Raw genomic sequence first — 13476 nt, 5'->3', positions numbered from 1 at the left:
CTCCGTGCGAGAAAGTGCCGGGTGTGGCACCGTCCACACCGTGCGGCTCTGGCTGCAATGCTAACCCGCGTTTGCTTCCTCGCCGCAGGCCAGCCCTCTACCTCACGCGAAGTCATACTGCCTAAAGCGCCAAGGGCGGTCGACGCTTTGCATGGGACCTCCCTAGGCGCTGAAGCGCCAAGGGCGGTCGACAGGAGACTGACATGGAAATTCGCGGCAACGTGTTTCTGATCACGGGCGGCGCATCGGGCCTCGGCGCCGGCACCGCGCGGATGCTTGCCCAGGCCGGCGGTACGGTCGTGCTCGCCGACCTGAACGAAGCGGCAGGCACTGCGCTCGCGACCGAACTGGGCGGCGTATTCGTGCGCTGCGACGTGTCGAGCGCAACCGACGCACAGGCGGCCGTCGACGCGGCGACGCACGCGGGCACGCTGCGTGGCCTCGTGAACTGCGCGGGCATCGCGCCAGCCGTGAAAACCGTCGGCAAGGACGGCGCGCACCCGCTCGACGTGTTCGCGAAGACGATCAACGTGAACCTGGTCGGCACGTTCAACATGATCCGGCTCGCGGCCGCCGCGATGGCCACAACCGCGCCGACCGCGGAAGGCGAGCGCGGCGTGATCGTCAGCACCGCGTCGGTCGCCGCCTTCGACGGACAGATCGGCCAGGCCGCCTATGCGGCATCGAAGGCCGGTGTCGCGGGCATGACGCTGCCGATCGCGCGCGACCTGTCGCGCAGCGGCATCCGCGTGATGACGATCGCGCCCGGCCTGTTCGAAACGCCGATGCTGCTCGGCATGCCGCAGGACGTGCAGGACGCGCTCGGCGCGATGGTGCCGTTCCCGCCGCGGCTCGGCAAACCGGCCGAATACGCGATGCTGGTGCGCCAGATCGTCGAGAATCCGATGCTCAACGGCGAAGTGATCCGCCTCGACGGCGCGATCCGGATGCAGCCGAAATAAGCACCCATGAAAAACGCCCGCGATGCGGGCGTTTTTCTTGTTCCGGAAACGGCGCGATGGCGGCTCAGTCCTCGCCGTCGCGCTGCATCCGCTGCCGCAATTCGGTGACCTGCGATTCGACGACGGTCGCGTCGTCCGCCTCGGGCCGCTCGCCGAGATACTGCTCGAGATCCTCGAGCGCGGGACGCAGGTAGTCGAGCCGCGCATACGCAAAGCCGCGATCGCGCACCTCGTCGAGCTGCTCGGGCAGCAGGATCACGAGCCGCTGCTGCACCGCGAGCAGCCGCTGCCAGCGTTCCGTCTGCAGATAGATCGTCTTCAGGTTGCGCAGCATCCGCGCGATGATCTCGCGGCTCGTCGCCGGTTGCAGCAGTGCGCGCAACGCACTGTCGACCGCACCGGCCGCGCGCGCGACGTACGGCTCGAGCATCTCGACCATCTCGGCCTCGGACAGCGAATGGCCGTTGGTCGGATCGATGATCAAGTCGCCGTCCGGCAGCGTGACGCGCAGCAGGAAATGGCCGGGGAACGACACGCCGCGCGCCGGCACGCCAATCTGCTCGGCGAGTTCCAGGTACAGCACCGACAGCGAGATCGGGATCCCGCGCCGCCGCTTCAGCACGGCGTTCAGGTGGCTGTTATCGGGGTCGTAGTAATCGTTGTGATTGCACGAGAAGCCGAGTTCGCGGAAGAAGAAATCGTTCAGCGCGGCGACGCGGCCCTTCAGGTCCGCATCGTCGGTGAACCGCCGACGCAACCGCGCCGCCAGCATGTCGAGTTCGGCCAGCGTACCCTGCAGGTCGAGGTCCGGATACGCGTCCTGCGCCAGCGACAGCGCGGTTTCCGTGACGGGCAGGCTGTCGTCGTCCGCCACGAGCGTGCTGAAGTAGTCGAGGACGCGGGTCATTGCGGTCATCACTTGGCGCGCCTTCTGAAGTAAGCGTATTTGAAGCCCATCACCCACAACATACCGAAATATAGTGCAGCGAACAGCACGAGGCACGCCGCCATCAACGCGATGCGGTCGAGCGGCTGCGTGCGCATCCCCGTCCAGTCGAAGCTGATCGCGCACCAGTGCATCAGGCCCGCGAGCACGAGCGTCGCGCCGACGAGCTGCACGAAAAAGCGCAGCCAGCCCGGCGACGGCTGGTAGATGCCGCGCTTGCGCAGCCCGAGGAACAGCAGCAGCGAATTCAGACACGCGCCCACGCCGATGCTCAGCGTCAGGCCCGCGTGGCCGATCAGCGGCACGAACACGTAGTTCGAGATCTGCGTGACGATCAGCACGCCGATCGCGATCTTCACGGGCGTCTTGATGTCCTGCTTCGCATAGAAGCCCGGCGCAAGGATCTTGATCAGGATGATGCCGACGAGGCCGATCCCGTAGGTGGCAAGCGCGCGCGCGACCATCGTGACGGTATGCGCGTCGAACTTGCCGTAGTTGAACAGCGTCGCGGTGAGCGGCGTCGCGAAGAAGAACAGCGCGAGCGCGCTCGGCGCCGCGAGCAGGAACGTGACGCGCAGCCCCCAGTCGAGCAACGCCGAATACTCATGCGAATCGGCGTCGACGTGCGCCTTCGACAGGCTCGGCAGCAGGATCGTGCCGAGCGCGACGCCGAGCAGCGCCGTCGGGAACTCCATCAGGCGGTCGGCGTAGTTGATCCACGACACGGCGCCCTGCCCGAGCCGCGACGCGATGTTGGTGTTGATGATCAGCGACAGCTGCGCGACCGACACCGCGAACGTCGCGGGCACCATCTTCGCGAGCACGCGCTTCACGCCCGGGTGGCGCAGTGCGCGCAGCGGGTTCAGGCCGATCAGCGGCACCATGTCGATCTTCTTCAGCCCCGGCATCTGCACGAGGAACTGCAGTACGCCGCCGACGATGACGGCCCACGCGAGCGCGTAGACCGGCACCTTCAGGTGCGGCGCAACGAACACGGCTGCAGCAATGAACGCGACGTTGAGCAGCACCGGCGCGAACGCGGGCAGCGAGAAGCTCTTGTACGTGTTGAGCACGCCGGACGCGAGCGTCGTCAGCGAGATGAACACGATGTACGGGAACATGATCTGCGTCATCGTGACCGCGAGCGGGAACGCCTGGCCATCGGTGTGCAGGCCGGACGCGACCGCGAACACGACCCACGACGCGCCGGCGATCCCGAGGACCGACAGCACGGCAAGCGCCCACGCGAGCACGGTGGACATCGCGTCGACGAGCGCCTTCGTCGCATCGTGCCCCTGCTGGTTCTTGAACTCGGCGAGGATCGGCACGAACGCCTGCGAGAACGCACCTTCGGCAGACAGGCGGCGCAGCAGGTTCGGAATGCGGAAGGCGACGTAGAACGCGTCGGTATATTGACTGGCACCGAACGCACGGGCGATCAGCGTCTCGCGGGCCAGTCCGGTCACGCGCGACAGCAGCGTGAAGCCGCTGACCGTCAGCAGGGCTCTGAATAGATTCATGGGGCGCTTATTATACGGACGTTGCGCGACCCGGCCAGCGGCCGATGCCGAAAAGCGCGCACGCCGCCGGCGCCCCGTCCGGCGAATGTCACTTCGAACTTGCCACACGCTTGATTTTGTTGCTATAATCTCCGGTTTCTGGGCTCGTACATGCACGGCAACTGCCGTTTTCATGTCCTAGCCTCGGTTAAAATCACCGTTTTTTTATGCGCCCCTGGGCAATCGTTCTCAGGGGACGGATCGAAAAGCAGCGCTTGGCCGTCAGGCTCCAAGCTCTGGAAACAGGACAGGATAAGGAACCGTCATGGCTAACTCCGCACAAGCACGCAAGCGCGCCCGCCAGGCCGCGAAGGCAAACTCGCACAACTCGGCGCTGCGCTCGAAATTCCGTACCGCGATCAAGTCGGTTCGCAAGGCTGTTGACGCCGGCGACCAAGCAAAGGCTGCCGAGCTGTTCAAGGCTGCCGTGAAGACGATCGACACGATCGCCGACAAGAAGATCGTTCACAAGAACAAGGCCGCTCGCAGCAAGAGCCGCCTGGCCGCAGCCGTCAAGGGCCTGCAGGCAGCAGCGTAACTCCGGTGCGCCCGCTCGCGCGGGCGTTCCTGTTTCCTGCGATCGCAAAAAAGCCCGCCTAGGCGGGCTTTTTTGTCGTCTGTCGCCCGCGCATCATGCGGGGCGGCGACGGGCCGGGGCGGGCGCTGCACGCGCCCTCGCCCGTCGGCATCACTTCTTCGCGTTGTAATCCGGCAGTTCGCACGCCTCGGTGACGACGAGGTTGTTGTCCTTCGCGAAATTCAGCACGAAATCGAAAGCCATCGGTTCGATGTCGCGCAACCGCGAATCGAGGATCACGCATTTCAGGTCGCCGAGCATCGTCGGACGCACGTACAGCGAATACTTGAGACGCGCATTCGGCCCGCTCGCCCCCGGCCCGAAGCAGGCCATCACACCGGCCAGACGTTCCGACCAGTCGCTCGGGCGAAACTTTTTCCCGTCTTTCGTGATGCCCTGGATGAAGAATTCGGTCGGAGGGGTTTCAGCCATGTGGTTACCCAAGTGACGGCCCGGCGATGCCCAGGCAACGGCGCCTGGAAACGCGAACACAAAGCTGGAATGGACGGCGGCACAAGCATTCCGGTATCCCGAAAACGGGACGTCGATGCGCGCCGCCGGTGGACTGCACCGGATTTGTGCAGCGCACGGCTTGTGTCCGGCAGAGCGCGAAAAGCCTTGCCTGCCGGGCTGGAGAAAACTTTCGGATTATACCGCAGCGCGCCATCGCGCGTCGTCCCGACGGCCGCCTTCCCGCCCCATCCACTGCCTGTCGCGATCGTGCCCCGCTTCGCTCCGCGGCTCGTCAAAGCACAGAAAATCCTTTATGCTGCTTTGAGTTATCCACACCCGACGGCGGCGCCGTCCGGCCTCGCTGCCGGGCAAAACCCGCCGTATTTCGCTTCATGACCGCCAAAACCATTCGTCACTACCTGCAGTTCAAGGATTTCTCGCTGGAAGACTACGAGTACGTGCTCGAACGCACGGGTATCCTGAAGCGCAAGTTCAAGAACTACGAGACCTATCACCCGCTGCACGACCGCACGCTCGCGATGATCTTCGAGAAGAGCTCGACGCGTACGCGCCTGTCGTTCGAGGCCGGGATCTTCCAGCTCGGCGGCCACGCCGTCTTCATGAGCACGCGCGACACGCAGCTCGGCCGCGGCGAACCCGTCGAGGATTCCGCGCAGGTCATCTCGCGGATGGTCGACATCATCATGATCCGCACGTTCGAGCAAGAGGTCATCACACGCTTCGCGGAAAACTCGCGCGTACCGGTGATCAACGGCCTGACGAACGACTACCACCCGTGCCAGGTGCTCGCCGACATCTTCACGTACTACGAGCACCGCGGCCCGATCGCCGGCAAGACCGTCGCATGGGTCGGCGACGCGAACAACATGCTCTACACGTGGATCGAAGCCGCGCAGATCCTCGGTTTCAAGCTGCGCCTGTCCACGCCGCCCGGCTATGCGCTCGACATGAAGCTCGTGTCGCCCGGCAGCGCGCCGTTCTACGAGGTGTTCGACGATCCGAACGAAGCGTGCAAGGGCGCCGATCTCGTCACCACCGACGTGTGGACGAGCATGGGCTTCGAAGCCGAGAACGAGGCGCGCAAGCAGGCGTTTGCCGACTGGTGCGTCGACGAGGAAATGATGGGCCATGCGAACCCGGATGCGCTCTTCATGCACTGCCTGCCCGCGCACCGCGGCGAGGAAGTGACGGCCGGCGTGATCGATGGCCCGCAGAGCGTCGTCTGGGACGAGGCGGAAAACCGTCTGCACGTGCAGAAGGCACTGATGGAGTTCCTGCTGCTCGGCCGCCTCAAGCACTGACGCGCCGGAACGCACACGCGTAAAAAAAGCGCCGATCGACGATCGGCGCTTTTTGTTTGGGCGCGCGGAAAGCGGCGCGGAACCCGCGTTACAGGCAGACCGGTTCGGCCTCCAGCTCGACCCCGAACTGCGCACGCACGTCGGCCTGGATCGCCCGCGCCAGCGCGAGCACGTCGGCGCCCGTCGCACCGCCGCGATTGACGAGCACGAGCGCCTGGCGGTCGTGCACGGCCGCCGCACCGAGTGCCCGGCCCTTCCAGCCGCAGCGGTCGATCAGCCAGCCGGCCGCCAGCTTCACGTGCCCGTCCGGCTGCGGATACGACACGACCTCGGGTGCGCGGGCGCGCAGCGCCTCGAACTGGGCGGTGTCGATCACCGGGTTCTTGAAAAAACTGCCCGCGTTGCCGAGCACGAGCGGATCGGGCAGCTTCGCGCGGCGGATCGCGACGACCGCGTCGAACACGTCGCGCGGCGTCGTCGCATCAGTCGCGATGCCGCGCGCGTCGAGCTCACGCGTGACGTCCGCGTAGCCGAGCCGCGGCGCCCATTGCTTCGGCAGCCGGAACGTCACCGACACGATCGCGAACCGGCCGCGCCCTTCCCGCTTGAAGAAGCTGTCGCGGTAGCCGAACGCGCAGCGCACGGCATCGAAGCGCTCGCTGCGCCCCGTCGCCAACTCGACCGCGACCAGCGAGTCGAAATATGCCTTCATCTCGAGGCCGTACGCGCCGATGTTCTGGATCGGCGCGGCGCCGACGGTGCCGGGAATCAGTGCGAGGTTCTCGAGGCCCGGCATCCCGTGCTCGAGCGTCCATGCGACGAATGCGTGCCAGTTCTCGCCGCCGCCTGCCTCGACGTACCACGCGTCGTCGTCCTCGCGCACGACGCGGCGGCCGGTGATCTCGTCGAGCAGCACGACGCCGTCGAAATCGCGCGTGAACACGACGTTGCTGCCGCCGCCGAGCACGAACTGCGGCAGGTTCGCGACGCGCGGGTCGCGGTGCAGCGCCTCGAACTGCGACGCATGCGTGATGCGCGCGGCAAAGCGCGCGGTCGCGGCGATGCCGAACGTGTTGTGCGCGGCGAGCGGATGGTCGGGGAGCAGCGACAGGGCGGAATCGTCAGGAGGCATCGGCATTCGCGGTCACGTCAGCCCGGGCGGCGCATGGCCGGCCTTGGGCAAACGGAGGGGCATCGGTAAAATGGCAGACAGTCCGCAATTATAGCGAGTGCCCGCGCGCGAGCCGGGTGCCCGCATCTCAAGGGAGAAAACCATGCCATCGTTCGACGTCGTTTCCGAAGCGAACATGATCGAAGTGAAGAACGCCATCGAGCAGTCGAACAAGGAAATTTCGACGCGCTTCGACTTCAAGGGCTCCGACGCCCGCGTCGAGCAGAAGGAACGCGAGCTGACGCTGTTCGCCGACGACGATTTCAAGCTGGGCCAGGTCAAGGACGTACTGATCGGCAAGCTGGCCAAGCGCAATGTCGACGTGCGCTTCCTCGACTACGGCAAGGTCGAGAAAATCGGCGGCGACAAGGTCAAGCAGATCGTCACCGTGAAGAAAGGTGTGACCGGCGATCTCGCGAAGAAGATCGTGCGCCTCGTGAAGGACAGCAAGATCAAGGTGCAGGCGAGCATCCAGGGCGACGCGGTGCGCATCTCGGGCACCAAGCGCGACGACCTGCAGAGCACGATCGCGATGCTGCGCAAGGACGTGACCGACACGCCGCTCGACTTCAACAACTTCCGCGACTGATCGCCAGCCGATCCGTCACGTCATCCCGCCGGGCCCCGCACACGCGGCGCGCCCGGCGCGCGGCAGGCACCGCGCTGTCTCAGGCTTTCCCGCCGTCCTGCGCGCCGCCGTCCGCGGCCGCCTTCTTCTTGTCGCCGATCCGGCTTTCCTGCCCCGCCAGCAGCTTCGAAATGTTGCCGCGGTGACGCCACACGAGCAGCACGCTCATCGCGAGCACGGCCCACGCGACCGGGTTGTGGCCCGTGCCGAACAGGAACACGTCGAACACCGGCGCGAATACGGCCGCCACCAGCGCCGCGAGCGACGAGTAGCGGAAGAAGAACGCGACGATCAGCCAGGTCAGCGCCGTCGCGAGCCCGAGCACCGGGTGCACGGCGAGCAGCACGCCGGCCGCCGTCGCGACGCCCTTGCCGCCCTGGAAGCGGAAGAACACCGGATACAGGTGGCCGAGGAACACGGCAATCGCGACCCACGCGACCGCGACGTCGGGCAGGCCCAGGCGTCGTGCGAGCCAGACGGCAATCCAGCCCTTGAACGCGTCGCCGACGAGCGTCAGGATCGCGGCCTTCTTGTTGCCGCTGCGCAGCACATTGGTCGCGCCGGGATTCTTCGACCCGTACGAACGCGGGTCGGCCAGGCCCATCGCGGAACTGACGACGACGGCGAACGACACCGAACCGATCAGGTAGGCAACGAGGGCGGCGAGCAGGATCTGCATGCGGAGGACTCTTCTTTCAACGTATCGGTAAAGGGACGGCCGTGCACGGCAAGCCGGCAGGCCGAAACGGCGCCCATTCTACCGAACGGGCGCGGGGTGCCACGAAGGTGAAACCCTCAGTCGACACTCGCGCACTGCACCGGCTGCGCGCCGAGCAATGACACGAGTACCGCCGGCGCGAGGCTGACGAGGTAGCCGCGGCGGCCGCCGTTCAGGTAGATCGTCGGCAATTCGAGGATCGTCGCCTCGACGTAGACGGGCATCGTCTTGCGCGTGCCGAACGGCGACGTGCCGCCGACGAGATAGCCCGAATGGCGGTTCGCGACCTCGGGCTTGCACGGCTCGACGCGCTTCGCGCCGATCTGCCGCGCGAGGTTCTTCGTCGACACGGTACGGTCGCCGTGCATCAGCACGATCAGCGGCTTCGCGTGCTCGTCTTCCATCACGAGCGTCTTCACGACGCAATGCTCGTCCGCGCCGAGCTGGCGCGCCGATTCGCCGGTGCCGCCGTGCTCGACGTAGTCGTACGGATGTTCGCCGAACGTCACGCCATGGCGGCGCAACAGCTGGGTCGCGGGGGTTTCGGACACGTGTCTGGATTTGCTCATGGCGGCATTTTAATGGCGAACGACCGGCGGGCGGGCGGCGGCGTGCGCGGGCCGGCGTTATACTCGCGGCCCGTTTTCCGCCGGACGGCCGCCTGCGCCGCCGCCACGATTCCGCCCGTCATCATTGCGGGCATCGCGAAGTGCTATTGCCCGATTGGCCGATTGTGGCGCGTGCGCCGTCGTGGCACGATCGTTCGCAAACATCGTCAAGCCGCCGCCCGGCCCCCTTTCTGGAGACGCCATGCCCTCGCCCATCCGTTCATCCGAGTCGCTCGACGTCGACGCCCTGCTCGCCGCGCTGCCGCGCCGTATCGCCGACGTGCCCGCGCGTTGGGCCGCGCAGGCGCCCGCGCATCCGGCGCTGATCGAAGATGCGCGCCGCCTGTCGTACGGCGAGCTGGCGCAGGCCGTCGATGCGGCGGCCGCACGGCTCGCGAGCCTCGGCGTGCAGGGCGGCGACCGCGTGATGATCGTCGCGGAAAACTGCGTCGCTCAGATCGTGCTGCTGTTCGCGGTCGCCCGTCTCGACGCGTGGGCGCTCGTGTCGAACGCACGGCTGTCGGCCGGCGAACTCGATGCGATCGCCGCGCATGCGCGCCCGAGGCTGGTCGCATTCGCGACGGACGCATCACCCGACGCACGGGCGCATGCCGCGCGGCTCGGCGCGACGCCCGCCGGCGCGCTGCCGGTCGACATCGGCGCGTGGTCGTATCGCGTCGACGCGAGCGCGCCCACCGAACCGGTTGCAGCCGACAGCGCCGCGCAATGTGCGGCGCTGATCTACACGACCGGCACGACGGGTACGCCGAAAGGCGTGATGCTGTCGCACCGCAACCTGCTGTTCATCGCCGCAACGTCGAGCACGCTGCGCCGCGTGTCGCCCGACGACGTCGTCTACACGGTGCTGCCCGTGTCGCACGTGTACGGGCTCGCGTCGGTCTGCCTCGGCAGCCTGTACGCCGGCGCGACGCTGCGGCTCGCGCCGCGCTTCTCGCCGGAAGCCGTGCGCGTCGCGCTCGCCGACGAAGATGTCACGATCTTCCAGGGCGTGCCCGCGATGCACGCGAAGCTGCTCGAACACCTGCACACGCACGGCCACGCATGGCACGCGCCGCGCCTGCGCTTCGCGTATTCGGGCGGCTCGCCGCTCGACGCGGACCTGAAGGCGCGCGTCGAGCGCCGGTACGGCGTGCCGCTGCACAACGGCTACGGGATGACCGAAAGCAGCCCGACGATCACGCAGACGCCGCTCGACGCGCCGCGTGCCGACAGTTCGGTCGGCGTGCCGATTCCGGGCGTCGAGATGCGGCTCGTCGCGCCGGACGGCACCGACGTGCCGCCAGGCGAAGTCGGCGAGATCCGCGTGCGCGGGCCGAACGTGATGCTCGGCTACTACCGCAACGCGGACGCGACGCGCGCGGCCGTGTCGCCGGACGGCTGGCTGAGCACCGGCGATCTCGCGCGGCAGGAGGCCGATGGCGCGGTGACGATCGCGGGCCGCAGCAAGGAGCTGATCATCCGGTCGGGCTTCAACGTGTATCCGGTCGAAGTCGAGCAGGTGCTGAACGCGCATCCGGACGTCGTGCAGGCGGCCGTGATCGGCCGCGCGGTCGACGGCAACGAGGAAGTGCTCGCGTTCGTCGAGTTGGTGCCCGGCGCGACGGCGGACGAAGCCGCACTGCACGCGTGGTGCGCGGAACGGCTCACGCCTTACAAGCGCCCTGCGCACATCCGCGTGCTCGACGCGCTGCCGGCCGCATCGACCGGCAAGGTGCTGAAACACAAGCTGCGCGACCTGGTCTGACACCGGCCGGCGCGCACGGCGGCACGCACCGGGCGGGCTAGCCGCGCGGATGGTGCTGCGCGTGCAGCGTCTTCAGCCGCTCGCGCGCGACGTGCGTGTAGATCTGCGTAGTCGAGATGTCGCTGTGGCCGAGCAGCATCTGCACGACGCGCAGGTCGGCGCCGTGGTTCAGCAGGTGCGTCGCGAACGCGTGCCGCAGCGTGTGCGGCGACAGGTGCGCGCGCACGTCGGCCTGCTGCGCGTGGCGCTTGATGATGTTCCAGAACTGCTGGCGCGTCATCCCGTCGCCGCGCGCGGTCACGAACAGTGCATCGGCCGCGCGCGCACCGAGCAGCGCCGGCCGCGCGTCGCGCAGGTAGCGCTCGATCCAGCCGTGCGCGACTTCGCCGAACGGCACGAGCCGCTCCTTCGAGCCCTTGCCCATCACGCGCACGACGCCTTCGTTCAGGCCGACCTCGACCGTCTTCAGCGTCACGAGCTCGCTCACGCGCAGCCCGCTCGCATACATCAGCTCGAGCATCGTGCGATCACGCAGGCCGAGCGGCGTACCGACGTCGGGTGCGCCGAGCAGCGCCTCGACCTGCGCCTCGGACAACGTCGACGGAAACCGCGCCGCCTGTTTCGCGGATGTGATCCGCAGCGTCGGGTCGGCGCTCGCGCGATGCTCGCGCACGGCCCAGCCGTAATAGCGACGGAACACCGACAGCCGCCGGTTCGACGACGTCGCCTTGCCGTCGCTGCGCGCGGCGATGTAGCCCGTCACCATCGCCTCGTCGGCCACATCGAGCGGCGCGTCGTGCGTCTCGGCCAGCCATTGTGAAAACAGCACCAGATCGCGGCGGTATGCGTCGAGCGTGTTGCGCGCAAGCCCGTGCTCCAGCCACAGCGCATCGCAGAACACGTCGATCGACGCGCGGCTCGCGAGCAGCGCGGGCGAGGCCGCGGCGGCATCGCCGTCGGCTTCGGGGGTCATCATTGGTTCACTCATCAGTACGGCACGCCTTCGTGCGCCAGCAGCCAGCGCTTCACTTTCTGGTAATAGCCGTTGTCGTCGTGGTTCGCGAAGCCGCCGAGGCCGCCCGCCGCGACGACGCGATGGCATGGAATCACGAGCGGGAAATAGTTCGCGCCGCATGCCTGGCCGACCGCGCGCGGCGCGCTGCCGATCCGCTTCGCGACCTGTCCGTAGGTCAGCACGGTGCCGGGCGGGATATCGCTGATCACGTCCCACACGCGGTGCTGGAACGCGCTGCCGACTTCGGCGAGCGGCAGGTCGAAGCGCGCCGACGCGCGCTCGAAATAACGTTCGATCTGCTTGACCGCGCGCTTCGCGAGCGGCGAATCCGGATCGACCGACTTCACCGATTCGGGCAGATAGACGATCTCGCGCACCACCGCGGCGTCCGTGCGGACGCCGACCTTGCCGAACGGCGCGTCGATGACTGCGTTGAACATTGTCTTCTCCTGACCGATGTATGCGCGTTCACTGCCGCGCGCCGACGACACTTTACGCCGCCTTCACGCGGCACGCAGCGCCCATTCGACATGCTCGCGCACGACCGGCGACGGATCGTCGGCCCGCGCGCGCAACGCGGCGACGATCGCGTCGCGCGCCGGCGGCGCGAGCCGGTCCGCGTCCGCACGCAGCGCATTGCCGAGCCCGACCGCGAGATTGCGCAGCCAGCTTTCATAGCCGATGCGCCGGATCGCGCTGCCCTGCATCCGCGTATCGAACGTGTCGGCGTCCCACGCGAACAGCTCGACGAGCGTCGCGCGGTCGAGGCCATGCCGCACGTCGAAATCGGCGACGGGTGCGGCCTGCGCGAACTTGTTCCACGGGCACACGAGCTGGCAGTCGTCGCAGCCGTACATGCGATTGCCGATCATCGGCCGCAACGCTTCGGGAATGCTGCCTTTCAGTTCGATCGTGAGGTACGAGATGCAGCGCCGCGCATCGACGCGGTACGGCTCGACGATCGCGCCGGTCGGGCACGCGTCGATGCAGCGCGTGCAACTGCCGCAGTGCGCGCCCGGCGTCTCGGGTGCGGTATCGGGCGACGTGTGCGCGTCGGCCGGCAGCGGCAGATCGACGTAGATCTCGCCGAGGAAGAACAGCGAGCCGGCATCGCGCTGCAGCAGCAACGTGTGCTTGCCGCGCCAGCCGACGCCGGCCTTCTGCGCGAGCTCGACCTCGAGCACCGGCGCCGAATCGGTGAACACGCGGTAGCCGAACGCTCCGATCTCGCGCTCGATGCGCTCCGCGAGCGTCTGCAGCCGGTTGCGAAGCACCTTGTGATAGTCGCGGCCGCGTGCATAGATCGACACGACGGCCGCCTGCGGATCGTCGAGCCGCGCCCGTTCGCGCGCGCGCCAGTCATGCGGCACGAGCGCGCCGGGCTCGCCGCCGGGCGCGTCGCCAGCGAGCGTCCGGGCCGGCAAATAGGCGAGCCGCACGGAAATCACACGTCGCGTACCGGCCACAAGTTCGGCCGGGCGCGCGCGTTTCATCCCATGTTTCGCCATATAATCCATTTCGCCGTGGTATCCGGCTTCCAGCCAGGCGGCGAGGCCTGCTTCGGCATCCGAGAGATCGGTATCGCTGATCCCGATCGCCCCGAAACCCAATTCGCGCCCCCACGCCCTGATGCGAGCGGCGAGCGCAGTCAATGCCGCATCATCGAGCGCGCACGGCGCCGCGCCTTCGGCCTGAGTCGAAGGTCTGTCGGATGCGGCGAGTTCCGGTAATCGGTTCATCGCACTATTTTAC

14 protein-coding genes are annotated in these 13476 nt (G+C 67.4%); 5 read left to right on the top strand and 9 right to left on the bottom strand.

Annotated elements, in window-relative coordinates; genetic code table 11:
* The first annotated feature begins 203 nt into the window (after positions 1–203).
* The gene (locus HWX87_RS36515; RefSeq protein ID WP_176051662.1) at positions 204–962 is read left to right on the top strand and encodes an SDR family NAD(P)-dependent oxidoreductase; all 759 of its coding nucleotides are present in this window, start codon (positions 204–206) and stop codon (positions 960–962) included.
* A 64-nt stretch (positions 963–1026) separates the two neighbouring features.
* Here HWX87_RS36515 and HWX87_RS36510 read toward each other — a convergent pair whose 3' ends face one another.
* On the bottom strand, positions 1027–1869 hold the full coding sequence (locus HWX87_RS36510; protein WP_176051667.1) for a SirB1 family protein: 843 nt from the start codon (positions 1867–1869) through the stop codon (positions 1027–1029).
* An 8-nt stretch (positions 1870–1877) separates the two neighbouring features.
* Positions 1878–3428, bottom strand: a complete 1551-nt coding sequence (gene murJ / locus HWX87_RS36505) for a murein biosynthesis integral membrane protein MurJ (protein ID WP_244137831.1) — start codon at positions 3426–3428, stop codon at positions 1878–1880.
* Between the two features lie 304 nt (positions 3429–3732).
* Here murJ and rpsT point away from each other — a divergent pair, with 304 nt between their 5' ends.
* Entirely contained in the window at positions 3733–4005 is a 273-nt protein-coding gene (rpsT, locus tag HWX87_RS36500; protein WP_059233374.1) for a 30S ribosomal protein S20, read from the top strand.
* 150 nt (positions 4006–4155) lie between these two features.
* Here rpsT and HWX87_RS36495 read toward each other — a convergent pair whose 3' ends face one another.
* Positions 4156–4476 (bottom strand): DUF3579 domain-containing protein, encoded by a 321-nt coding sequence (locus tag HWX87_RS36495; protein WP_006482210.1) that lies wholly within the window; start codon positions 4474–4476, stop codon positions 4156–4158.
* Between the two features lie 413 nt (positions 4477–4889).
* On the opposite strand from HWX87_RS36495, the gene argF reads away from it, so the two are divergent.
* Complete coding sequence (gene argF / locus HWX87_RS36490) at positions 4890–5819, top strand: ornithine carbamoyltransferase (RefSeq protein WP_176051660.1); 930 nt, start codon at positions 4890–4892, stop codon at positions 5817–5819.
* An 88-nt stretch (positions 5820–5907) separates the two neighbouring features.
* Here argF and murB read toward each other — a convergent pair whose 3' ends face one another.
* On the bottom strand, positions 5908–6957 hold the full coding sequence (gene murB, locus HWX87_RS36485; protein ID WP_176051659.1) for a UDP-N-acetylmuramate dehydrogenase: 1050 nt from the start codon (positions 6955–6957) through the stop codon (positions 5908–5910).
* Between the two features lie 136 nt (positions 6958–7093).
* Between murB and HWX87_RS36480 the strand changes: the two genes are divergently transcribed.
* On the top strand, positions 7094–7579 hold the full coding sequence (locus HWX87_RS36480; protein ID WP_006482217.1) for a YajQ family cyclic di-GMP-binding protein: 486 nt from the start codon (positions 7094–7096) through the stop codon (positions 7577–7579).
* Between the two features lie 79 nt (positions 7580–7658).
* On the opposite strand, the gene plsY is transcribed toward HWX87_RS36480, so the two are convergent.
* Positions 7659–8297 carry a glycerol-3-phosphate 1-O-acyltransferase PlsY gene (gene plsY / locus HWX87_RS36475; protein WP_176051658.1) on the bottom strand — a complete coding sequence of 213 codons (639 nt, stop codon included), beginning with the start codon at positions 8295–8297 and terminating at the stop codon, positions 7659–7661.
* A 116-nt stretch (positions 8298–8413) separates the two neighbouring features.
* On the bottom strand, positions 8414–8905 hold the full coding sequence (gene ybaK, locus HWX87_RS36470; protein ID WP_124456378.1) for a Cys-tRNA(Pro) deacylase: 492 nt from the start codon (positions 8903–8905) through the stop codon (positions 8414–8416).
* 241 nt (positions 8906–9146) lie between these two features.
* On the opposite strand from ybaK, the gene HWX87_RS36465 reads away from it, so the two are divergent.
* Positions 9147–10709 (top strand): AMP-binding protein, encoded by a 1563-nt coding sequence (locus HWX87_RS36465; protein ID WP_176051657.1) that lies wholly within the window; start codon positions 9147–9149, stop codon positions 10707–10709.
* 37 nt (positions 10710–10746) lie between these two features.
* Here HWX87_RS36465 and xerD read toward each other — a convergent pair whose 3' ends face one another.
* From xerD to queG, 3 genes are all read right to left on the bottom strand, one after another.
* Positions 10747–11697 (bottom strand): site-specific tyrosine recombinase XerD, encoded by a 951-nt coding sequence (xerD, locus tag HWX87_RS36460; protein ID WP_176051656.1) that lies wholly within the window; start codon positions 11695–11697, stop codon positions 10747–10749.
* On the bottom strand, positions 11697–12164 hold the full coding sequence (locus tag HWX87_RS36455; protein ID WP_176051655.1) for a methylated-DNA--[protein]-cysteine S-methyltransferase: 468 nt from the start codon (positions 12162–12164) through the stop codon (positions 11697–11699). The genes xerD and HWX87_RS36455 overlap by 1 nt, the downstream gene beginning before the upstream one ends.
* A 63-nt stretch (positions 12165–12227) precedes the next feature.
* Positions 12228–13463 (bottom strand): tRNA epoxyqueuosine(34) reductase QueG, encoded by a 1236-nt coding sequence (gene queG / locus HWX87_RS36450; protein ID WP_176051654.1) that lies wholly within the window; start codon positions 13461–13463, stop codon positions 12228–12230.
* Positions 13464–13476 lie beyond the last annotated feature (13 nt).

It is taken from the genome of Burkholderia sp. BCC1644 (assembly GCF_902833225.1).
GTDB lineage: Bacteria > Pseudomonadota > Gammaproteobacteria > Burkholderiales > Burkholderiaceae > Burkholderia.
The sequence above is the reverse complement of the archived record's forward strand: the minus strand, read 5'-3'. Positions and strand labels throughout refer to the sequence as shown.